Raw genomic sequence first — 22,722 nt, forward strand, 5'->3', positions numbered from 1 at the left:
TTTCTTTATATAAAACAGTTCGTACACATGATATCATCACCAAGGATCTCGGCAAGGGTTGTACCCTTGTTGTTTGCTCGGCTTTCTTTTTGGCGACGGATGATGTCGAGTTTTATCTGGCGGATACGTTCTGGTTTAATGAGGTCGGCTAAACTCTCATTCTGATTCCACGTGTATCCATCTTTTTCAAACTCCATCGCTTTCTTAAAGAGGTCGGGATGTTGCTCATAGAGCCATATCCATTCTATCTTCTGCTGGAAGAAACAGAAGTAACAACCAGAACGACTGCGGCAATAGGTTCCCGTTTCGCCATCTACTTCGAAAGGTATTTCCTCGTAATAGGCAGGTACTCCTACTCCACTTTCTCTCAGTAATCTGAAAATATCGTCCTTTACCAATATGTCGGTATTATCAAGCAGGGGGAACTCATCCAGTTTCCCCACTGGGTAATCAGTTGTCTTAAGAAACTCGAACACCGCATGATTAAACAACTTAACGTCGTAATCAAGTAATGCATTCATTTTCTTAGAATAAAAGAACTGCTTGGTAATCGGTTTCTTTACCGTATCCATAATCTCTTCCTTGAGGAACCCTTCTGGACAAAGACGCTCGTATATTTCCGTTATCTGTTCCAGGTTCTCATTGTGCAAGAACTTGTTGATGACGTCAATGCTCCATATATTTTTACGGAATGGGAATACAGCTTGGATATTGGGCTTAGAAGAGATATAACCATCACGATCCTCATCGCCTCGAATACCAACATACGAAACTGCATAATCGTCACCAACGTATTCCTCGAACTTATCGAGTTTCATCTTTTTGGTACACCAACGAGCCTGGGGAGAAGGTAAGAAACCACCCATAGCTTTTAAGAAATGGTGGAATGGTGTTGGCTCAGGACTACCCTCGGCAGCTCTCAGTCTTTCAATCTTACCCAAATAGGCCTCCAGGCGATTAATCAGCGTTTCGGTTTCAGCCAACTCACAACCGGTATCTGAATTATAGTACTCAATCTTTAATGATGGGTACGTCTTTTTCAGATAGATGGCGAGAGCAGCACTATCCTTACCACCTGAAATTCCTAATATATGTCTTACTTTTGTCATTTCATTTTTTTACTTAATATCGACAGTAATGTACATACGTCGACGTTATTATCACCTGAAAGCAACTGATTGATTTTCTTCTCCAAATCAGCAGCCTTCGATTTATCTTTCTCTGGTAGAACATAGGTCTGAGTACGAACACTACTACCTTTGCTAGTTACCATATCGAATGAATATGCCTCATTCTGTTCTTTATCGCCAACCTTCTTTGATATATCGGAATATTTCTCGCATTCGCGTAATAGATATACCAAATCATCAGCTAATTTATCTTCTTGTTCATCACGCAATGCATCAAGTCGCTGTTCGAGAATGGTATAGCAGATTGACTGGTACCACTCAGTGCGATTATCATACTCTGTCATTACATGGTGATAGAACTCACGTTGCTTACCTGTCAACAGATAGTCTTTAACATTGGCCAGTCGCTCACGTACTTCAACTATATATTCAGAATATTCATAACTCTGTAAGCCAAAACCTTCCACAAGTCTCGCTTCAATACGATCTATTAACTGAGTGTAGCATGTACGCAGTTCCTTTATGGCTCGCTGAATGATTCTTCCATACTCGTTAATAAACTCTTCTTGTTTCAATATTTCCTGAGTAAAGCCTAATGCATCAGGCAGATCTTCAAAGAAAGCCTTTTCTGGATCCTTAGCATTTGCAAGTACATCACGGAATCTCATTGTTGACTCATGATCGAATTTACGAGTATGTTTGGTATATTCGTTCAAACGAACATAGAAACTCAAGAACGGCTTGATTGTCTCAATAAAATTCGAATTTGTAATAGCATGCTCGTCACCAAGATTAATGAATCGGCGATATTGGTTGAAGAAGCCCATCTTCATACCATCTACAGCAAACTTCTTAACTGCAAAATCACCAGGATGCTTCTGCAACAAATCAAAGAACTCCATGTTGACATTTGGCATGAAAGCACCATTTGACACATTGTACAAAGCAAAATCCTGACGCTTAATATATAGGTAGGTTGGAATCCAGAATTCAAGGAATCCTTGCTTTAGCTTATAAGGCTGAGCTGATAGTATCTTTATTAATTCAGAGATTTTTCGCGCTTTATTCTCTGAACTATTTAAGAACTCCTCACAGGCATTCCATAAAGGCATAAAACCTTTGTTGGTAGGCATATCAGCAAAATCGCCATCCAGATGCAATCCTGTATTCTGCAGTAACGATGCATAGATAGTCTTTTCTGGTGGGAACTTGTCGTTAGCAAATCCCAGCCCCACTTCAGAGTTGTGATCTATCAAATGGGTGAGATAACTCTTTCTAGCAGATGATATAGTACCACTAAGCTTATGCTTATTGAACAGTTCATTAATCATCACGGGTGTCTGGCTATATACCTTGTCGCAGACTCTTGACAGCAACTTATTGAAATCACGATGCGAAGCTACTTTTTGCACCTTTCCATCAAACACCCAAACAACCCGATCCTGATACGAGAATAGATTATCACTAATTGCTTTATTCAGAAGATTCTCTTCATGCTCCTTTTGCTTTTGAATTTCAGTAAAGGCCACCCTATCACTTTTATCAATTACTCGTTCCAAAAGGTACAGATATTTCTTGATATTATAAAGATGTTCTATGATAGCCTCTGTATTAGTAAAGTAGGCAAAAATCAACGCATGATCATTTTCTGAACTGAACTCTTTGATTTGGGCCAATACCTTTTTGTTGGTCGAGAAAATCAACTCTATATAACCATCAGTATCGCCAGTAGGCACAACATCTAAGGGTTCTTCGCGAATCAAATAATCAAAGAATCGTGGTGTTCCCTTCTGATAGAAATGGGCTTTTACTGGAGATATTCTTCGATTAAAGAACACGCTTAATTCATCAACAATAGAATCAGGTCGTGCAACCTTCATTCCTGCTTCAATAATTTCTGCTTCGAGGTCAATATCAGTACCCTCAAACAAAACGAAACGCTCCTTATATGCAGCATATCGAATGATTTTCTTTGCTGACAACTTCTGAATAATCTCTTTGGCATTATCCATTGCCATCGCCTCACGAGCATAATCAGTCAGGTTTCTTTCAGTAAGCTTGAAGCCTGCTGTACCGAACAAGTTAAGTAAACCTATTGCCTTAACCAGCTTTGTAGCATTAAGCATCTCGTTTTTATCGCTCCAGTCTTGGCCCTCAACTCGCTCTATCGAAACCTTGATAGCCCCCCAACTCATAGAGTCGGCATTTGCATCTTTCAGATACGAATAGAAGTTGTACAGAATGTAGTCGTAAACATTCTGAAGATTATATGTAAGATGGTCATCGGCTTCAAACTCCGAGATTGAATTACTTCCTTTTGCTGCAAGGAATGTAAAAAGCGATCGTTCATTTTGTCCATATCGACGGATAGCCGACGTAATTGTATAAGCAGAGAACAAATCTAATGGGTACAACTGCATAGCCGTATCCACCGAAAAATCCTGTGAGACAAAACGTGTAGATTTTGCTAACTCTGCAAGCTTTAATATATTATCGGTAGCCTTATGACTCTGCTGCTCTTGTAACTGTATCGATGCCAAATGAAGCAGCTGTTCGATCGGTTCTACAAAGGTTATCTCCTTAAAACGACCTTTCACCTTTGTCCATTCATTAGTTTGCTCTTTCGTCAAACCTTTAGCATAAGCACCAAAATTCTGGTGTAAGGTTGTTAAAAGCATTATCTGACGAGTAGGAACATTTATCAATTCCGACAACTTCTGCAAGAAATACAGCTCTTTTTCAGGATTGTTCTTTGCAGCATGCTCTAAAACTTTGCCAAATTCATCAATAACAATCAGTAAGAACTTTCCCTTTTTCTGGCATTGATTATAGTAATCCTTCAAACTATCAAGGATACTGTCGGTGTTACCTTCGATATTCAGAGCTCGGCTCAAAAGTGTCGACATTTCGGCATAATCGCCAACAATATTCATTATTTCAAACGCCTTTGCGTCTGAAAGATTCTTGGAATCCAAAAGATATCTCTTCTTGCTTGTTTTCTTTAAATCGGCTTCAAGTGCCAACAAGAAACTCGACTTTCCAGTACCATACGAACCAATGATAGTAAAAGAATGAATGCCAGAATGGAAATCGTTCACAATGTTGTGAATCGCATTCTTAGCATTAGGCGTTACCAGGTATTGCATACCCTCAGCAAAGCCGTTTTCTATATTTGCGGATAAACTAAATGTCCGTGCCATAATAATTATCTAATACATGTTTAACATCCAACTCTTTAATGAATTGAACTTGTTTGATACCAGCTACATCGCTATAAGCGAAATACTGATTATACTCGTTTGCCAAAAGCTTCAGCATCTCAATCGTTTCATAGTCCTGCATACAGAACACAAGTCCTACTCTCTCTTGAATCGTATCAAATGAGATGGTATTATCACCTTCTTGCTCCTTCAACATCAACAGGCCATAAAGGAATATCTCTTTGGTAACCTTACGTTTACCATCTACATTGAAGTAATAACCTTTACCTTCTGAATTTTGGCGAATTAAATCAAGATCTATCAACAATGATGAGAAGTCTTCGTTTGATTGTGGCTTACGGGGTAAGCAATAGTTCTGAAGCAAAACACCTACATCCTTTTTAACTGTATTCTCATTATACAATGTAGCTTTCCCTGCTTCAGCCATTTTCAACTTCACATAGGTCAAAACCTGTTCACGTTCAAAGCTTGTACGTTCTCGCTGTACACCACAGAAGAACATTTTATATAATGTTGCTTCCTCAGAAAATACCAAATTAAAATGGAGTAACCACAAGGTTGCAATATCTTCTAGATACTTATCCTTACCACTTATTTCATCGAAGAGGTAGTCACCAAGCCAGGTTATCTTATCGCTCGCAGTAACACCAAAAGCCTTTAGCCAGAATCGAATAGAAGCAACCATATTCTTACCAACTCCCAATCCGATAACAGCCTCTGGACTATTAAAGTCGTTACCTGACACGACAAAATCATACCCTTTCTTTAGCCAAAGCGACTTACAAGGGAATGACTCGTGACCAGAAAACGCGTATTTCACGCCTTTTGCCTTATTACTTGCATTCATTGTCTTTAGTTCATAAATTATAGGGGAAATAAAAAAAGCGCACCCTCATCCCTTGTATATTTACATCCGAGCCGTCGGCAAACAGGCCCTAACACGATACACAAGGAAAGGGTACGCCTATACAGGCGTATCCCAATCCCAAGAGGTCGTGTTTCTAAACTAGTTTTGCCGACTATTTGGATGTAAACCTCATCAGAATTTTGAATACTCAATTTCTGTCCCGCAATGTCCTGCAAAGTGGTCCACACTCACATTAGAGATAGGTTTCTGCCATCACAGAGCACAGAGCTCAATCTAGCAGTTTCCACAATGCAGGGACAAAGGTACAAATAAAAAGTGAAATCTGCGCAGTTTTACGAGGATTTTCTTGAAAAAATAGCAAAATAGTTTGGATTATCAGAAAAAGTTCCTAGCTTTGCAGAGTGAAAGGAATAATTCGATTGACAATGGAAATTAAGAAGATAACGTACGAAGAGGCATTAGCACGCTTTAAGCGTTCGCTTGAAATCAGGCGTAACGCTGAACGACGTATGGCTGATGAATGGGAAAAGATGGGTTTAAAAGGTACTGCCGAGTCCCTATGATTTTTTCTGCTCACATAGGGTATAATTCCCTTATGGTTTCGGCAGCTGTAGCTTCGTTATATTGGTATATATCCATTAACAACAGTTTGGCACATTCGCGCCAGGCAAATTTTCTTACTCCCATACGTGCAGCAATCTCGCGCGCAACCTTAACAAGTTCCTTAAATGGATCAAAATCTTTATCATTTTCGTCTAAGCCATGCAGATAACGTAAAATAGACGCGTGGGATTCACGGCCGAGTTTAGTCCAAAAATCGGAATCGTAAATAGTAGCGATGCCCATCTGCATAAAAATCTTGCTAAAGGTCATACTTAGTTTCAAACCTCTAGTCTGGAAACTTGTATCTACACCCAGCGACTCCAACTTATCAATCTTATCATAAAAAGCCTTGGCTACATCTTTTATATCGCCACAATTATTTAAACGGTGTTCGGTAACCTCAAGCGGTTCAAAACGGGTAAGATCACCAAGCGAGCGAACATGTTCGGTGCGGGCTGCTTGTGCCTTAGATAGCTGAGCATCTGTAAGGATGGTACGAACCTCGAAGACATTCTCTTTTCCCGACCGACGAATACCATGACCAGTACAATCGGTTGTGATACGGACCGTGATGCGTTCTACACCATTTTCATCGGGCTCCATCGGACTAACAGTGAACGATCTTGTTGAAGTAATAAATTTCATCAAGAGTTCGTTCTTATCGCCACTCACCCCCATACGCTCGGCATAACGCTGAAAAAAATGAGGGGTAAAAATGAGAACACAATTCATGTCGCCACCATGAATCAGTTCGTTAAAACCTACCATGAAAACACCAATAGAGCTGGCTGTTTCGAAATAACAAAAACAATTAGGCATGCAATTAGAAGCCAAGCTATCAGGATAGTAAAAGGCATTTTCGAAGCATATCCAACGATTGCCTTCTGACGAAGTGTAATAGACTGGCTTAGAGAGCATTGGACGCTGAGAATAAGCACACTTACGCAGCAAATCGTCGCGCATGGCTTCATAACGTTTTTCGCCACCGAACTGTTTAATCATCCAGTATTTAGCTTTTTCGTATTCTTTGGCCAAGGTGGCCCACATAACGTCTGATGGAGTATTTAAATTTATCATTTCATTTATTCAGTTTGTTAAGCGGGGCAAAAGTACAAAAAAGTTTTGTAAAAAATACAAGAATGGGGCTAAAAAAATGCAATATACATCAAAAAAGTCCCAAAATATTTGGAACTTATTGAAAATGTTCTTGCTTTTTAGCAAGCGGCAGAGCCGATTGCTTATCTTTGCTACAAAAAAGACACCTTCATGGTGTCTTATTTTGTAAGCTTATCAAATACCGATTTACCTAAATCTGTTAGTACCCATTCGCCATCCTTGCGGCCACCTTTTCGAGTTAGGATGCCCAACTTTTTCAACTTTGCCAAATCTCTTTCGATAGTTCTTTCTACATTAAGATTCTTTTCCGACATCTTTTCCGACATGGCCTTTGCTGAAATCCTGGAATTAAGAGACAATATTTTCAGTATAACTATCTGACGCTCAGATAGTTCTTTTACGACATCTTTTCCGACATCTTTGGTGACATCTTTTACGCCAACTTCCTCCTCAGCATTGGCATAAATGATGGTTTGGAACTGAGTGGGAGTAGATTTGAATACAGGTTTCAATTCGTCCCTGTAGCCCTCCAGCGCCTTTGTTTCATTGCAGATTCGGGTTAATCCGCTTCCACGTTTCTCCATGTAGTCGAGCTGGGCCATCACATTGGCAAGAATGGGGTTGCGGCGCTCGGAAGACACATCGGCAATATTCAGATTCTGAATTAGCATGCCGTTATACATACCGCCAGGCGAGGTTACAACAATGCGATCGTCGTAAATATCCAGATGTACCTCGGACCCCATCACGGTATAATCTCGATGGATAAAGTGGTTTACCATTGCCTCTAACACGGCACGCTCGGCATACTCGGGTTTGTTTTTGCGACCATCAGGCAGTTTCTCCCAGCCACGCTTGGTGTTAGATTTCACAAAGTTCATAGCCTCATTAAGCAATAGCAGTACGTTACCGGTGTACTCAGCATCGTTAATGGCATCGCCCTTCTCCTTGCCATCCCATCGTGTACAATACAGACGCGACTGCGACATCGGACTGTAATCGGCAAACAATGCACCTGCATTGGTAAGCTGACCTTCTTCAGTTACAAGTCCGAAAGACAGGAGATACTTTTTATCCCATTCCTGACCGGTTCGCTTTTTAAAAGTATTTGCCAAGAAAGCAAAAGAGTTGTCCTCAACTTTATAGTCGGTAAGCAGCGAGTCGTAAGTCCTGTTGGTACCTTTCAAAACCAAACGTAGCATCTGTTCGGAGGTGGCTGGCAGGCTTTCGTCGCCCACACGTATAAAGGCAATGCGCTGACCATCACCCACGTAGTAGTATGGTGTGTAATTACCGGACTTTACCTTCAGCTGTAGTACATCCATCCCGTCTATCCTATGCGGAATCATTTCTACATCTGGCAAAGGATCCATATAGTCGCGAATCTTGCAACTGATAGCTTCGCACACATGCTGCACATCGGCTAGTCCTACTACGATGCCCTCATTGTTTACACCATAGAACAGACTACCACCCATGCCATTGGCAAAAGCGCTTACACTCTTAAGCCAGCTTTTAGGTTTGCTTTCCTCGAGTGCAACTTTATAGTCGTAAGCTGTACATTCAGCTATCAGTTCTTGTATAGTTGTCATTTTCAGTTCATTATTTTTAGTCTTTGCTTGCAAAGGTACAAAAAGTTTGGGGAAAAATACAATATTAAGGCTAAAAAATACAATATACAAGAAAAAAGGACGGAGAAAACGATAACATTCTCCGCCCCATATGTTGCATTGTTATAGATTTACCAGTCGGACAACCCGTATATATAGCCTTCATATTTCTTTGCGAGATGATCTTTCATCAACTGTAGTTTATAAGGATCGCTATATTTTGCAGTTCCCTTTTTTGCTTTGGAAGTTTTTGGTACGAGATTGCCCAACTTTTGTTTTATCCGTGTTTTTTTACTCGTTTTTGTCAGAACAGACTTAGCATAAACATCTTCTGGTACTCCATTTAAATATTCAGATGGAGGCGATATAGGTTTGGGAGTACTAACTTTTTGTGTTAGATTGCTGATATAATTTCTGAGAACAAGAAACTGTCCATGTGTAATTTTAGAATTCAGAGAAATATTCTTCCCCAAAATTGATCGAGCTGTTTGTATGCCTATATTAAGTTCTTTCAGGATTTTACTCAGTCTTCCTACCATAGCTTTAATTGTTTTATTTATTAGTAGTAATATTTTGTATTAGCTTTTATAAGCGGTTAATCCCCAATGGGATATATCGTTGCAAATATACATCATTTTTGGATAGAATCCAATTTTTTTCGTATTTTTCTTTAGAAAAGTCCCATATTTCTTAAAGAATCTCTCTTAACTCCATTATATCGAGCATGTGGTATCTTACCTGATCTATTTCGGCGTGCCAGCTCTCGTGGAAATGTCCGTAATACCAATTACTTAAAGGATGATTCTTGCTATAAAGATAATCATAGATCTGGTCCATCACCTGGCGCTCATATCTCACATCGTCTAACAAATCAGCATCGTGTGTAGCCCAACTCTCCAAGAAATTGTGAGATGACAACTCACAAAATGACGGCGAGGTATGGGTTATTACGGTGTCAACAGCACATTGCTGATCTATCGCATTTAGCTTCTCCTTGTTGAATTCAGGAAGCTCGTTTGACCAATAAAGATTTGGCATAAGTGGATCAGCCGGATTGGGCAAATGAAATTTATTAGAAGCCATACGAAGAGTTCTGTCGATGGAAGTTGCTCCGCCTACACAGAGAATAGTATGGCCACAAGCTTTAATTACCGAATAGTCGCTTAGCGTACGCCAGCGTTGGTGTTTGATTGGTAGTCTATTAAAATAAGCTGGATTATCATGATTTCCTCTTATAAAAGCTATCCAGTTATTGGATTTTGAAAGCCGGTCGCGACAACGATTGTAAACAGCCTCATAATAGCCGGGCCTTTCAAAACCGAATCCACAATCACCAGCTACAATGATAAGTGTATCGGTCATTTCATACTGTACGCAGCACTTAAATACGAGCTGAGTAAAATCACCATGAATATCGCCACTAACTACGATTTTCTTGGCGCGAGGGTATTCTACTATATTGCAGTTTCTGTTCACTATTTTTATTTGTATTATTGCATGCAAAGATACACTTTTTTGGACAAACCTCCAAATGTTTTGCCAATTTTATGAGGGAATATTCGCCTATTTCTGATAAAGAAACCGATTTGATTACGGTTACAGATTACAGTTAGGTTTGTGTGAGGTTGGTAATGGTGAGAAAAATGGTGTATTGAATTTTACTATATATATAATTAATTATATATATAGTAAAATTTTAGTTTGATATATTTTTGGCTCATATACCTATCTGTAATTTGTAATCCGTAACCACTGCTGGTTAGCTCTTAAGATTTTAACAATTCATTAACAGTTGATACTTCTCTATATGACGAAAATTTCGTACCTTTGCATTGTCAAGATGAAGATGGAGATGATGCTCCCACACGAGGAAAAAGATTCTCCCACGTGCACTAAGAAAATCTACCTCACGTGAGCGCAAATCTACATTAAACATTGAGACATTAAACATTAAACATTTATAATTAAAAATTTATTTACAACAACACAAAAATTAAACTAGAATTATGGCATTGAAAGTTAAAGCACAGGAAAAGTTGCAGAAGATTGGCAAGTATGAGGGCACTTATCGCTACATCATGATGCCGGAGTTGTACACCTCGCTCTCTCAGGAAAAGGTGATTAAGGAGGCTGCCCTGCGTAGCGGAGTAAGTAAAGGCATTATGCAGGCCTGCTGGGATGCTGCTGGCGAGGTGATTAAGGCTTGGGCCACTGAGGGTCACTCGGTTGCGCTGCCAGGTTTGGGAACCATGCGATTCGGTATCCGCGCCAAGAGTGTGGCCAAGGTAGATGAGGTGAAAGCCGGACTGGTAACCAGTCGCCGAATCATCTTCACCCCAGCGGTGGATCTGAAGGAGGAGCTGGCAGGCACAGCCATCCAGATTACCTGCTACGACCGCGATGGTAAGGAGATTAAGCGTGTAACCTCGACAGACCCAGGTACGGTTGAGGATCCCGACGAGCCAAGCAATGGCGGTGGCAATACCGGTGGAAACACTGGTGGCGGCGGAAATCATAACGAGCCGATTGGTGATTAAGGGCTTGGGGCTTAGGCCCCAGCCTACTCCTATTAAACATGAAACATTAAACATTAAACATTAAACTATGACAAAGAAAGAGACATTAAAGTTTATCGTGCAGATGATTGCATCGATCGCTACGGCGATTGTGACGGCACTGGGAGCCACATCGTGCATGGGAGCAATGTAAAAATGAAAAAATGTAAGAATGCAAAAAATGGCAGATTGAAAATTAAAAAAGTCGTGACGGAGTGATGCCGTTGCGATTTTTTTAGTATTTTATTTTGTATTTCGCTCGATTTTCAGTACCTTTGCACGCAAATTAGGAAACATAGAAGAAAAATATGGCAAAAGAATTAAAAGAATTAACGAAAAGAGCCGACAACTACAGTCAGTGGTTTAACGACCTGGTAGTTAAGGCTGATTTGGCAGAGCAGAGCGCTGTACGTGGCTGTATGGTTATTAAGCCTTACGGTTATGCCATCTGGGAGAAGATGCAGCAGCAGCTCGACAAGATGTTTAAGGAAACTGGTGCTCAGAACGCATACTTCCCACTGCTTATCCCAAAGTCGTTCCTCTCGAAGGAGGCCGAGCACGTTGAGGGTTTTGCTAAGGAGTGTGCTGTGGTAACACACTACCGCCTGCGCGCAAAGGAGGATAAGAGCGGTGTTGAGGTTGACCCAACAGCTAAGCTCGAGGAGGAACTGATTGTACGTCCTACTTCGGAGACTATTATCTGGAATACATATAAGAACTGGATTCACTCATGGCGCGATCTGCCACTGATGTGCAACCAGTGGTGTAACGTAATGCGTTGGGAGATGCGTACCCGCCCATTCCTGCGCACATCGGAGTTCCTTTGGCAGGAGGGCCACACAGCCCACGCTACTCGTGAGGAGGCCGAGGAGGAAGCACAGAAGATGCTGAAGGTATATGCCAAGTTTGCTGAAGAGTGGATGGCTGTGCCTGTGGTACAGGGTGTGAAGAGCGAGACTGAGCGTTTTGCCGGTGCGCTGGATACTTACACCATCGAGGCTATGATGCAGGACGGTAAGGCACTGCAGAGCGGTACCAGCCACTTCCTGGGTCAGAACTTTGCCAAGGCATTCGAGGTTACTTATCTGAATAAGGAGAACAAGCCAGAGTACGTATGGGCTACATCGTGGGGTGTTTCGACCCGACTGATTGGTGCGCTGATTATGACTCACAGTGATGATAACGGACTGGTATTGCCTCCACGTCTGGCTCCTATCCAGGTGGTAATTATTCCTATCGCTACCAAGCCTGAGCAGATGGAGCAGGTTAACAAGGAGGTGACACCTATCATAGAGGCTCTGCGCGCTAAGGGTATCACCGTGAAGTTTGACGATGCTGACAACAAGCGTCCTGGCTTTAAGTTTGCCGACTACGAGCTGAAGGGTGTTCCCGTACGTTTGGTTCTGGGTGCTCGCGACTTGGAGAACGGCACTATCGAGGTAATGCGCCGCGATACGCTGGAGAAGGAGACTCGCTCGATTGACGGTATCACCGAGTATGTAGAGCAGCTGCTTGAGGATATCCAGAAGAATATCTTTGAGAAGGCTAAGGCTTATCGTGATGCCCGCATCTACGAGTGCGAGAACTACGAGGAGTTTAAGGAGAAGGTGAAGGACGGTGGATTCTTCCTGTGCCACTGGGACGGTACTGCCGAGACCGAGGCTAAGATTAAGGAGGAGACTCAGGCCACTATCCGCTGCGTGCCTTTTGGCGTAGAGCAGACTCCTGGTGTGGATATGGTAACTGGTAAGCCAGCGAAGGCTCGCGTGATTATAGCTAGAAGCTATTAAACATTAAACATTAAAGATTAAACATTAAACATTTAAGATTTAATGATAAAAGTAAAAGAGGAACCTTCTCAGGTTCCTCTTTTTTTAACCATAAACTAATGTTCTAAAAAAATATATTCAAACATTACTTTATGGAGGCCGAAATATCACTTACCTCACGATAAATCCATTTCTAATTAACCTTAATAATCTAATACCATGAAAAACACATGTGCAAAGGTAATTCATTTCTTCTGAAAGTGGAAAATCAGAAGCCATAAACTACATTAATTTAACGTTTGTTTAGCAATTCATCGTCCCGCTTCAGGATATTTTGCATTTCGAAACGCTTAATTCTTTGGCTTTGTGCTTCGGTAAATTGGGGTGCTGCGATGGGCTGCCAGGCGGTGGTAAAGTAGTGTACCCTACTCTGTCCGTAGATGGAATCGACGGTAAACGTTTCGATCATCACTACGGTGCTGTCCATCAGCAACATATCGGTTCGCAACGACGGGTTCATGCGGATAGTGAGACTATCATCGCCCAGCGCAATCATCTGGCTGGTTCCGCCTAACTGATTCTTTACTTCGGCCTTCATCCCTGAATCCAAAAAGTCGATAAAATCCAAACGATTATTCTTGGAGAGATAAGGCATCAATGAGTCAGGCATCTGCCTGAACACATCACGCAGGGTGATGCTCTGAGCTGATGCCTGATTAAGTGTTGTGGCCAACAAAAGGGCCATCATGAATTTCTTCATCCGCGACTGGGTCTTTTATCTATTACACGAACGGCCTTGCCCTCGCTTTGTGGCAACGAGCCCTTCTTAACAAGTTTTACTACTGGGGTGAGCAGAATCTCGTCCTTGAGTGCACGCTGGATGTCCTTCATCATCTTCTGCATCTCGGGATAGATCTCGGTCTCAAGGCTGTCGAGCTCAACCTCAACGGTCATCACATCGTTATCGTCGATGGTCTCGAGGGTGATGAGGTAGTTGCTACCCAAACCAGGATACTGCACGAGAATCTTCTCGACCTGCATGGGGAATACGTTTACACCCTTGATGATGAACATATCGTCGGTACGGCCCTTGATACGGTCGATACGACGGTGGGTACGTCCGCACTTACATGGCTCGGCGATGATGCGGGTGAGGTCGCGCGTACGGTAACGCAGGATAGGCATCATGGTGCGGTCGAGTGTGGTAAGAACCATCTCGCCCATCTGGCCATCGGGCACTGGCTCGAGGGTGTCGGGATCTACAATCTCAACGATATAGTTGTCCTCCCACAGGTGCATACCTTCCTGATACTTACACTCGAAGGCTACACCAGGACCGTTCATCTCGGTCATACCAAACGAGTTGTAGGCCTTTACGCCCAGCATGCGCTCGATGCGGCGGCGCTGCTCTTCGGTGTGGGGTTCGGCTCCAATGCAAAGGGTGCGCAGCTTGGTGGTGGCAGGATCGACGCCCTCCTCCTTAAACACCTCTGCCAAACGGATGGCATAGGATGGAATGGCGTGCAGGCAGGTGGTACCAAAATCCTTAATGAATTTGATCTGACGCTTAGAGTTTCCGGCTGCGGCTGGTACCGTCATAGCGCCCAACCACTCGGAGCCGTACTGGAAACCAAGTCCACCGGTAAACATACCGTAACCTGAAGAGTTTTGGAACACGTCGCTCTTGCGGCATCCTACCATATACAGGTTGCGGGCAATCATGTTAGCCCACGAGCAAATGTCGTGTTCGGAGTAAACAACCACACATGGATTACCGGTTGTACCACTGGTAGAGTGGATACGTACGGCATCGTCGAGATTGCCGCCAACGAGTCCGTAGGGGTAGTTATCGCGCAGGTCCTGCTTTGTGGTGAAAGGAATCTTACGCAGATCGTCCAGACTGTTGATGGAGTCGGCCGTGATACCCAGTTCGCCTAATCGTTTCTTGTAGAAAGGCGACTTCAGACATACGTTGATCGTGTCCTTTAGTTTCTTAACTTGCAACTGCTGGAGTTGCTCTCTTGGCATTTTCTCGATTTCGGGCTGCCAGCACTCGCCATCGGGCTTGATGGTAGCCATAATCTTCTCGTCAGTCATATCTTATAGTTTATTTGGTTTATCGTTCTATGTAATTGTTATTTCTGTGCCAGCTGCATCATCATCACGGCGGCTAAACCGGCCGTTTCGGTGCGCAGGCGAGCTGAACCTAAGCTTACTGATACCCAACCGGCAGCTACGGCTGCCTTCACCTCGTCGATTGAGAAATCGCCCTCGGGACCTACCAGCACGGTTGCATCCTGACTGTCGGATGGTTTGCGCAGCTCGTCGAACAGCTCTACACGGGGTACCTCCTCGTAGCAGTGGGCGATGTACTTACGACCCTGAATGGGCTGCTCGAGGAAATGGTTGAAGTGTACCATCTCGTTGACCTGGGGCTTCCAGGCTTTGTGGCTCTGCTTAACGGCAGCGGTTACAATCTTATCCAGGCGCACCAGCTTTACCAGGCGGCGCTCGGAGAACTTACAGTTAAGGAACGACACCTCGTCGATACCAACTTCGGTGGCTTTCTCCATCATCCACTCCATGCGGTCCATCATCTTGGTGGGCGCAATGCCTAAGTGCAGGTGGCCTTTCCACTGGGGCTCCTGTGGCAGCTTCTCCAATATTTCGTAATAGCAGTGATGGGTGGCTGCAACCGTAACCTGCGCACGGAAGTAGTTACCTACCCCATCCATCAGAAACAGCTCGTCGCCACTCTTCAGGCGCAGCACACGCATGGCGTGCATGGCCTCGTCGGTAGGCAGCTCGGTCTGGTTCTCGGCATCAGGCACAAAAAAATATCTTGCTTCCTTCATATTCTATTTAGAGTAATCTGTGTTATTTCTTTTCCGGATGGAAAACAAGGGCGAACGATATACCTACTGCGAGTGCAAATGCGGCAAAGATAAACCAGCATGTGGTCCACTCGCCCTGCAGGAATCCATTCTCCCAATAACAGTAATGGTTTACTATCTCGCCGGCTGCCAGCGTACCTACGGTAGCGCCAACACCATTGGTCATCATCATGAACAAGCCCTGAGCCGATGCCTTGATGCTGGGTTCGCACTCCTGATCGACGAAGATACCACCCGACACGTTGAAGAAGTCGAAGGCCACACCGTAAACGATGCAAGAGAGGATGAACATGATAACACCTGGCATGGCGGGGTTACCAACACCAAAGAATCCGAAACGGAACACCCAGGCGAACATAGACATGAGCATCACAGTCTTGATGCCATAACGCTTGAGGAAGAATGGTATCATGAGGATACACAGGGCCTCGCTAATCTGCGAGATACTGGTAAGCAGGGTGGCATTGTTAGCGGCAAACGAACTGGCTATGGCTGCATCGGCACTACCCTTGAAGCTGGTAATGAACGGACCGGCATAGCCATTGGTTACCTGCAGGCACATGCCCAGCAGGGCCGAGAAGATAAAGAACAGGGCCATGTTGCGGCTCTTGAACAGCTTGAAGGCATTGAGGCCAAGGCTCTCGATGAGCGAAACCTTCTCCCTTACCACCACCTTACACTCGGGCAATGTGAAGCAATAGAAGCAGAGCACAATGCTGAGGATGCCTGATACAAAGAACTGCATGTAGGTGTACTGGAACTTATAGGCGCTGTCGGCGAGCGTCATGCTGAAGCTGCCATCCTGCCATACGGCGCAGTTAACAAACCACATGGTTACGATGAAACCCACGGTGCCCAGCACGCGGATAGGTGGAAAGTCCTTAACGGTATCAAGGCCGTTGTTCTTCAGAATGGTGAACGCGGCTGTGTTAGACAGCGCGATGGTGGGCATGAAGAATGCCACACTGAGGGTGTAAAGGGTGATGAACAGCGACTTATCGGCCAACTCGTTGCCGAAGCCTGCCTGGAGGCCTAACCACCAGCAGCCCAGCATAAAGCCGCCTGCTGCCAAGTGGCACAAGCCCAGCAAGCGCTGTGGCTGAATATACTTATCGGCTACAATACCCATCAATGTGGGCATAAAGATACTTACAATACCCTGAATAGCATAGAACCAGGAAATCTTGTCGCCCAGTCCGGCCACTCCGAGGTAATTTCCCATACATGTAAGATAAGCTCCCCAAACTGCGAACTCCAGGAAGTTCATCAATGACAAACGGAATTTCAGATTCATAATTATTACTTAGATACTTGGTTTTACTTTTTGGTTTCTTTCTTGTGCATCTTCTGGATATCGCCAATGGTTAACGGGCGTCCGGCTACATGGCGGCCTGGGCGGCGTAGCGAATCGTACTGAGCCGTATCGGGCTGCAGTTCATGGATGCTGTCGGGCTGTTGTGGCACAACGGGCTGATTGGTAAGCTTGTTATGGAAGCGGAACAGCTGGATGTTGTTGACAAACAGCAGACAAAGATTGCTGGTGGGGTCGGTAGATGGGCGCATGCCACACATCACAAAGCCCTTGATCTCTTTGACACGCTCCTTGCAATAAGGTATGCGCAGGTTTGTGATGCCCGACGACGAAACGGTAGAATACTGCTTAACAGTACTATCGTTGGCATAGGTAACGGCCATATACACCGAGGCCTGACGATTGCCTTGCTGCATAAGCCATGTGGTGTTCATACTCAGCATAAAGCTGTCGCCTGCACGATAGGCAGTGTCGGCTTTCTGAGCAAACTGATAAAGATGATACGGACGATCGTTGAACAGCAGGAGTGCACGGTTGCCTTTCCATACATCGGCCGTATCGCCACTGAGCGAGGCAGCTGCAATCTGCACATCGCCAACAGCGGCACCGTATTTCTCGGCCTCGGTATTCAGGCGTTCCTGTACATGCTTGTAAATCTCTTGGAATCGGTCGGCACGGGTATAATAATATACCAACGACGAATCGAATTCGGCTTGTGTGAGTCCGTGCTTCTTGAGCACTAACTCGAAAGTCAAACGGCGGTTGTAATCCTGATTACCCTCCTGCTGCGCGGCAATGCCTTGCGCTACGTGGTAATCGTAAATCAAATCCTCCATATCGTCGGGCTGGATATACTCCGATGGCACCGATGGCTTACAGCTAATCATGAACGCAGCTGCGGCCACCAAAACAATATGTAAAGCCTTACTCTTCAACGTTATTCGTTTCTTTCTTAAGTGTAATCTTACTTATTTCTTCACGATAGAACAGCAACAGCAGCACTACGCTGACACTGATGCTGGCATCGGCAAAATTAAATACCGGACTAAAGAATACAAAGTGCTGTCCGCCCACAAACGGCATCCATGTGGGCCATTCGGTTTCGATCAGCGGGAAGTAGAACATATCTACCACCTTACCCATGAGGAAAGGTGCATAACCCGTACCAAAATCAACTAAGTATGACAGATAGTAGGGCGACGACTCGTTGAACATCATGCCGTAGAACATGCAATCGATGAGATTGCCTGCAGCACCGGCCAGCACCAACGAGAGGCACACGATATAGCCTGTGCGGGCATTACGTTTTACCTGCTGCCAGATGTAATAACCCAGCACACCGATGGCAACCACACGGAACAATGACAGCACGATCTTGCTGCCTAACTGCATGCCAAAGGCCATGCCCATGTTCTCGATAAACGTGATGTAAAACCAATCGGTAACGCGGATACTCTCGTGCAGCGTCATCGACGTTTTCACCCAGATCTTGATAGCCTGGTCAATAAGGAGAATGGCGACTATGATTAATGTCGCCAATCTTCCTTTTGTAATCAGAGGTCCGTGCGTCACTTTTTCTGGTTCAGCTTAGACTCTACACTCAGTGTTGCATGAGGAACGGCACGCAGACGCTCCTTTGGTATCAGCTTACCGGTAATACGGTCGATACCATAGGTTTTGTTCTCGATGCGAACCAATGCAGCCTTCAGGCCCTGAATGAACTTCTGCTGGCGGGCGGCCATCGAGATCAACTCCTCTTTCGACTGGGTAGCACTACCCTCCTCTAATGCCTTGTAGGTGGGTGATGTATCGTCGACGTCGTTGCTGTCCTCGTTGGTCAGTACGCGCATCATCTGTTCGTAATCACGCTTGGCCAAAGCCATCTTCTCATTGATAATCTGACGGAACTCTTCGAGCTCTTCGTCAGTATAGCGAGTCTTCTCTGCCATAATACTTAATTGTTTAGTTATTGATTATTTTTAATTCTTTGTAACTGTTATGTTCAACTTGAAGTCATCGAACTCAACCTCCTGACCGTCATTGGGTTGTAGAGTAATATCATCGGCCAGAACCTGAGTCTTGATGTAGTCGGCAAAGCTGCTTACAGCCTTCTCAACCTCGGCATTCGGAGCAAGTACCACGCTGATACGGTCGGTAATCTCGAAACCGCTCTCCTTACGGATGTTCTGGATGCGGTTGATGAGCTCGCGGGCCATACCCTCGTTCTTCAACTCCTCGGTGAGTTCAACCTCGAGTGCTACAGTAAGGTTACCCTCGTTGGCTACCAGCCAGCCTGGAATGTCCTCGCTGATAATCTCAACATCTACGGCCTCGACAGTGATGTCCTGACCCTCGACATTGATACCGATGGTACCCTGCTTCTCGAGCTCGGCAATCTGCTCCTGTGTCAGGGCGTCCATTGCGGCAGCTACACTCTTCATGAGCTTACCGAACTTCTTACCCATGGTACGGAAGTTACACTTTACCTTCTTAACCAGCACGCCAGCACCCTCAACAAAACGCAACTCCTTAACGTTAACCTCGTTCATAATCAGGTCCTTAACGGCTTCGATGTGCTTCTTCTGAGTCTCGTCGACAGCAGGAATCATGATGGCCTGCAGTGGCTGGCGCACCTTGATGTTAACCTTGCGGCGCAGGGCCAGAACCATCGAAGTAATCTTCTGTGCCATCTGCATGCGAGCCTCGAGATCCTTATCAATCTGTGCCTCGTCGGCTACTGGGAACTTATCCAGGTGTACTGAGTCGAGCTCACCACCCAGGTCCTTATACAGCTGGTCGGCATAGAATGGTGCGAATGGAGCCAGCAGCTTGGCAACGGTCATCAAGCAGGTGTAGAGAGTCTGATAAGCCGAGAGCTTATCTTCGCTCATCTCCTTACCCCAGAAACGTTTGCGGTTCAAACGTACGAACCAGTTACTCAGGTCGTCGTTTACAAACGCATCGATCAGACGACCGGCACGTGTAGGATCGTAGCCATCCAGCTCGGCCTCGACGCCCTTGATAAGGGTGTTCAGGCATGAGAGGATCCAGCGGTCGATCTCAGGACGCTTATCGAATGCCACCTGTGCTGTTGCGGGGTCGAAACCGTCCACATTAGCATAGAGTGCGAAGAAGCTATAGGTGTTATAGAGTGTTCCGAAGAACTTACGACGTACCTCATCTACGCCCTCTGGGTCGAACTTCAGGTTGTCCCAAGGCTCTGAGTTGGTCATCATATACAGGCGTACAGCATCGCTACCGTACTTGCCAATCATATCGAATGGGTTTACTACGTTACCAACGTGCTTCGACATCTTATTGCCCTTGGCATCGAGCACCAGACCTGAAGAAATTACATTCTTGAAGGCTACTGAGTCGAAGATCATGGTAGCAATAGCGTGCAGGGTGAAGAACCAACCACGGGTCTGGTCGACACCCTCGTTGATAAAGTCGCAAGGGAATGCGATACCCTTATCAATCAAATCCTTATTCTCGAATGGATAGTGGATCTGTGCGTATGGCATAGAACCAGAATCGAACCACACGTCGATCAGGTCGGTCTCGCGCTTCATGGGCTTACCGCTCTCTGATACCAGAATGATGTTATCAACGTATGGACGGTGCAGGTCGATCTTATCGTAGTTCTCCTTGCTCATGTCGCCAGGAACAAAGCCATTGTCCTTCAATGGGTTGCTAGTCATGAAGCCGGCCTTAACAGCCTTCTCGATCTCGTTGTAGAGCTCCTCAACCGAACCGATGCAGATTTCCTTGCCATCCTCGTCGCGCCAGATAGGCAGTGGTGTACCCCAGAAACGTGAACGAGAGAGGTTCCAGTCGTTCAGGTTCTCCAACCAGTTACCAAAGCGGCCTGTACCTGTGCTCTCGGGCTGCCAGTTGATAGTCTTGTTCAGTTCGAACATACGATCCTTCTTGGCAGTTGAGCGGATGAACCAAGAATCCAATGGATAATAGAGTACGGGCTTATCGGTACGCCAGCAGTGAGGATAGTTGTGCACGTGCTTCTCGATCTTGAGTGCGGTGCCCTCCTGCTTCATCTCCATACAGATAACGATGTTCAGGTCCTCGGCCTTAGCGGCTGCCTGCTCGTCGTACTTACCATCCTTGTTGAACTCGGGTGCATAGGCGTTCTTTACGTAGTCGCCAGCGTGGTGACCGTAAGCCTTTACATCTACACACTTCTCAACAAAGTTATTATCCAGTTCGTCCATTACATAGTACTTACCCTGGAGGTCGACCATTGGACGTGTTTCACCTTTCTTATTAATAAGGAACAGGCTTGGGATGTGAGCATCCTTAGCTACCTTGGCGTCATCAGCACCGAAGGTAGGCGCAATATGTACGATACCTGCACCATCCTCGGTGGTTACGTAATCACCAGGGATAACGCGGAAAGCCTCGCTCTCCATCTCAACAAACTGATCCTTGCCATTCTCGCTGGCGAATACCTTCTCAGGATGTGCTGCGGCATACTCCTTTACATAGTCGGCAGCATTCTGATCGAGCTTAGCCGATGGTTTTACCCAAGGCATCAACTGCTGGTACTTCATACCTACCAGCTCCTGACCGGTATAACGGCCTACGATGCGGTAAGGTACAAACTTCTCGCCCTTGTTGTACTCAGGCATCTCGTCGCCATCGGTGATGTTACCCTCGGGTGAGAGATAAGCATTCAGTCGGCTCTCGGCCAGAATGATGGTCATCTTCTCGCCGTTGTAGGCGTTGTAGGTCTGTACTGCTACGTAATCAATCTTCGGACCTACGCAGAGTGCGGTGTTCGAAGGCAATGTCCAAGGAGTGGTTGTCCAGGCTACGAAGTAAGCCTCGCCCCACTTGGTCCACTCTTCCTTAGGATCGAGGGCCTTGAACAGCGCTGTAACAGTGGTGTCCTTTACATCGCGATAGCAACCAGGCTGGTTCAGCTCGTGTGAGCTCAGACCAGTACCGGCACCTGGCGAATATGGCTGGATGGTGTAACCCTTGTAAAGCAGGCCCTTGTTGTAGAACTGCTGCAGGAGCCACCACAGTGTCTCGATATACTTGTTGTCGTAGGTAATGTAAGGATTATCCAGATCAACAAAATAGCCCATCTTCTCGGTGAGGTCGCGCCACTCCTGTGTGAACATCATCACGTTCTCGCGGCACTTCTTGTTATAATCCTCGGTTGAGATGTACTTCTCTGATGCTTTGTTGTCGATATCAGCCTTGGTAATGCCCAGCTCCTTCTCAACGCCCAACTCTACGGGCAGTCCGTGGGTATCCCAACCAGCCTTACGCTTTACCTGATAACCCTTCATGGTCTTATAACGGTTGAAGGTATCCTTAATGGTACGAGCCAGCACGTGGTGAATACCTGGATGACCGTTAGCCGAGGGAGGACCCTCGAAGAATACAAACTGTGGACATCCCTCACGTTCGTCAACCGAACGCCAGAATACGTTCTTCTCGCGCCACATCTCCAGGATATCATTGTTAACCTGGGTCAGATTCAAGCCGTTATGTTCTGCAAACTTCTTTGCCATATCCTACTTTTTTAGCTTCTATATTTTAACCTTTATTATTTAGCGTGCAAAGGTAGTGAAATTATCTGACCTGACCAAAGAAATAAATAATTTTAAGATTTATC

General features: G+C 45.1%; 19 protein-coding genes. 4 read left to right on the forward strand and 15 right to left on the reverse strand.

The window, feature by feature from the left end; genetic code table 11:
- Positions 1–5: 5 nt before the first annotated feature.
- From PRU_RS05485 to PRU_RS05495, 3 genes are read right to left on the reverse strand one after another with little or no spacing between them, the layout of a single operon-like run.
- Entirely contained in the window at positions 6–1,109 is a 1,104-nt protein-coding gene (locus PRU_RS05485; protein ID WP_013063290.1) for an adenine nucleotide alpha hydrolase family protein, read from the reverse strand.
- Entirely contained in the window at positions 1,106–4,330 is a 3,225-nt protein-coding gene (locus PRU_RS05490) for a hypothetical protein (protein WP_013063891.1), read from the reverse strand. The genes PRU_RS05485 and PRU_RS05490 overlap by 4 nt, the downstream gene beginning before the upstream one ends.
- Positions 4,314–5,198, reverse strand: coding sequence for a DUF4007 family protein (locus PRU_RS05495; protein WP_013063595.1), 885 nt, complete (start codon positions 5,196–5,198; stop codon positions 4,314–4,316). The genes PRU_RS05490 and PRU_RS05495 overlap by 17 nt, the downstream gene beginning before the upstream one ends.
- Positions 5,199–5,644: 446 nt before the next feature.
- Here PRU_RS05495 and PRU_RS16045 point away from each other — a divergent pair, with 446 nt between their 5' ends.
- Positions 5,645–5,782 carry a hypothetical protein gene (locus PRU_RS16045; protein WP_177168201.1) on the forward strand — a complete coding sequence of 46 codons (138 nt, stop codon included), beginning with the start codon at positions 5,645–5,647 and terminating at the stop codon, positions 5,780–5,782.
- Positions 5,783–5,792: 10 nt separating this feature from the next.
- Here the strand turns inward: PRU_RS16045 and PRU_RS05500 are convergent, their stop codons facing one another.
- From PRU_RS05500 to PRU_RS05520, 4 genes are all read right to left on the reverse strand, one after another.
- On the reverse strand, positions 5,793–6,899 hold the full coding sequence (locus tag PRU_RS05500) for a hypothetical protein (protein ID WP_148214880.1): 1,107 nt from the start codon (positions 6,897–6,899) through the stop codon (positions 5,793–5,795).
- 197 nt (positions 6,900–7,096) lie between these two features.
- Positions 7,097–8,530 carry an ATP-binding protein gene (locus PRU_RS05510; protein ID WP_013064818.1) on the reverse strand — a complete coding sequence of 478 codons (1,434 nt, stop codon included), beginning with the start codon at positions 8,528–8,530 and terminating at the stop codon, positions 7,097–7,099.
- A 149-nt stretch (positions 8,531–8,679) separates the two neighbouring features.
- A complete protein-coding gene (locus PRU_RS05515; RefSeq protein ID WP_041385773.1) occupies positions 8,680–9,087 on the reverse strand; it encodes a hypothetical protein in 408 nt (135 codons plus the stop codon).
- 151 nt (positions 9,088–9,238) lie between these two features.
- Positions 9,239–10,027: a metallophosphoesterase gene (locus tag PRU_RS05520; protein WP_041386672.1), complete on the reverse strand. Its 789-nt coding sequence runs from the start codon at positions 10,025–10,027 to the stop codon at positions 9,239–9,241.
- Positions 10,028–10,554: 527 nt separating this feature from the next.
- Between PRU_RS05520 and PRU_RS05525 the strand changes: the two genes are divergently transcribed.
- The 3 genes from PRU_RS05525 (at position 10,555) to proS (ending at position 12,893) form a co-directional block, all read left to right on the forward strand.
- Complete coding sequence (locus PRU_RS05525) at positions 10,555–11,085, forward strand: HU family DNA-binding protein (RefSeq protein ID WP_013063682.1); 531 nt, start codon at positions 10,555–10,557, stop codon at positions 11,083–11,085.
- A gap of 67 nt (positions 11,086–11,152) precedes the next feature.
- A complete protein-coding gene (locus tag PRU_RS16050; protein WP_157054458.1) occupies positions 11,153–11,257 on the forward strand; it encodes a smalltalk protein in 105 nt (34 codons plus the stop codon).
- 154 nt (positions 11,258–11,411) lie between these two features.
- The gene (proS, locus tag PRU_RS05530; protein WP_013064667.1) at positions 11,412–12,893 is read left to right on the forward strand and encodes a proline--tRNA ligase; all 1,482 of its coding nucleotides are present in this window, start codon (positions 11,412–11,414) and stop codon (positions 12,891–12,893) included.
- A gap of 271 nt (positions 12,894–13,164) precedes the next feature.
- Here the strand turns inward: proS and PRU_RS05535 are convergent, their stop codons facing one another.
- The 8 genes from PRU_RS05535 to ileS are packed head-to-tail and all read right to left on the reverse strand — an operon-like array spanning position 13,165 to position 22,618.
- Entirely contained in the window at positions 13,165–13,632 is a 468-nt protein-coding gene (locus PRU_RS05535) for a DUF3256 family protein (protein WP_013065132.1), read from the reverse strand.
- Positions 13,629–14,951, reverse strand: a complete 1,323-nt coding sequence (locus PRU_RS05540) for a phenylacetate--CoA ligase family protein (protein WP_013064690.1) — start codon at positions 14,949–14,951, stop codon at positions 13,629–13,631. Before PRU_RS05540 ends, PRU_RS05535 begins: the two co-directional genes overlap by 4 nt.
- Positions 14,952–15,007: 56 nt before the next feature.
- Positions 15,008–15,727 carry a 16S rRNA (uracil(1498)-N(3))-methyltransferase gene (locus tag PRU_RS05545; protein ID WP_033151081.1) on the reverse strand — a complete coding sequence of 240 codons (720 nt, stop codon included), beginning with the start codon at positions 15,725–15,727 and terminating at the stop codon, positions 15,008–15,010.
- A 22-nt stretch (positions 15,728–15,749) separates the two neighbouring features.
- Entirely contained in the window at positions 15,750–17,060 is a 1,311-nt protein-coding gene (locus PRU_RS05550) for an MFS transporter (RefSeq protein ID WP_013065010.1), read from the reverse strand.
- Positions 17,061–17,083: 23 nt separating this feature from the next.
- Positions 17,084–17,965, reverse strand: a complete 882-nt coding sequence (locus tag PRU_RS05555; RefSeq protein WP_013064334.1) for a DUF4296 domain-containing protein — start codon at positions 17,963–17,965, stop codon at positions 17,084–17,086.
- A gap of 37 nt (positions 17,966–18,002) precedes the next feature.
- A complete protein-coding gene (locus tag PRU_RS05560; RefSeq protein WP_013063735.1) occupies positions 18,003–18,617 on the reverse strand; it encodes a lipoprotein signal peptidase in 615 nt (204 codons plus the stop codon).
- Between the two features lie 29 nt (positions 18,618–18,646).
- Positions 18,647–19,027: a TraR/DksA family transcriptional regulator gene (locus PRU_RS05565; RefSeq protein ID WP_013065585.1), complete on the reverse strand. Its 381-nt coding sequence runs from the start codon at positions 19,025–19,027 to the stop codon at positions 18,647–18,649.
- A gap of 30 nt (positions 19,028–19,057) precedes the next feature.
- The gene (ileS, locus tag PRU_RS05570; protein ID WP_013063003.1) at positions 19,058–22,618 is read right to left on the reverse strand and encodes an isoleucine--tRNA ligase; all 3,561 of its coding nucleotides are present in this window, start codon (positions 22,616–22,618) and stop codon (positions 19,058–19,060) included.
- Between the last annotated feature and the right edge of the window lie 104 nt (positions 22,619–22,722).

It is taken from the genome of Xylanibacter ruminicola 23, from assembly GCF_000025925.1.
In the GTDB taxonomy this organism is placed as follows: Bacteria; Bacteroidota; Bacteroidia; order Bacteroidales; family Bacteroidaceae; genus Prevotella; species Prevotella ruminicola.

Coding starts and splice junctions, on each gene's coding strand:
- PRU_RS05485 (WP_013063290.1), bottom strand. CDS start 1,109: ATGACAAAAGTAAGACATATATTAGGAATTTCAGGTGGTAAGGATAGT.
- PRU_RS05490 (WP_013063891.1), bottom strand. CDS start 4,330: ATGGCACGGACATTTAGTTTATCCGCAAATATAGAAAACGGCTTTGCT.
- PRU_RS05495 (WP_013063595.1), bottom strand. CDS start 5,198: ATGAATGCAAGTAATAAGGCAAAAGGCGTGAAATACGCGTTTTCTGGT.
- PRU_RS16045 (WP_177168201.1), top strand. CDS start 5,645: ATGGAAATTAAGAAGATAACGTACGAAGAGGCATTAGCACGCTTTAAG.
- PRU_RS05500 (WP_148214880.1), bottom strand. CDS start 6,899: ATGATAAATTTAAATACTCCATCAGACGTTATGTGGGCCACCTTGGCC.
- PRU_RS05510 (WP_013064818.1), bottom strand. CDS start 8,530: ATGACAACTATACAAGAACTGATAGCTGAATGTACAGCTTACGACTAT.
- PRU_RS05515 (WP_041385773.1), bottom strand. CDS start 9,087: ATGGTAGGAAGACTGAGTAAAATCCTGAAAGAACTTAATATAGGCATA.
- PRU_RS05525 (WP_013063682.1), top strand. CDS start 10,555: ATGGCATTGAAAGTTAAAGCACAGGAAAAGTTGCAGAAGATTGGCAAG.
- PRU_RS16050 (WP_157054458.1), top strand. CDS start 11,153: ATGACAAAGAAAGAGACATTAAAGTTTATCGTGCAGATGATTGCATCG.
- proS (WP_013064667.1), top strand. CDS start 11,412: ATGGCAAAAGAATTAAAAGAATTAACGAAAAGAGCCGACAACTACAGT.
- PRU_RS05535 (WP_013065132.1), bottom strand. CDS start 13,632: ATGAAGAAATTCATGATGGCCCTTTTGTTGGCCACAACACTTAATCAG.
- PRU_RS05540 (WP_013064690.1), bottom strand. CDS start 14,951: ATGGCTACCATCAAGCCCGATGGCGAGTGCTGGCAGCCCGAAATCGAG.
- PRU_RS05545 (WP_033151081.1), bottom strand. CDS start 15,727: ATGAAGGAAGCAAGATATTTTTTTGTGCCTGATGCCGAGAACCAGACC.
- PRU_RS05550 (WP_013065010.1), bottom strand. CDS start 17,060: ATGAATCTGAAATTCCGTTTGTCATTGATGAACTTCCTGGAGTTCGCA.
- PRU_RS05555 (WP_013064334.1), bottom strand. CDS start 17,965: ATGATTAGCTGTAAGCCATCGGTGCCATCGGAGTATATCCAGCCCGAC.
- PRU_RS05565 (WP_013065585.1), bottom strand. CDS start 19,027: ATGGCAGAGAAGACTCGCTATACTGACGAAGAGCTCGAAGAGTTCCGT.
- ileS (WP_013063003.1), bottom strand. CDS start 22,618: ATGGCAAAGAAGTTTGCAGAACATAACGGCTTGAATCTGACCCAGGTT.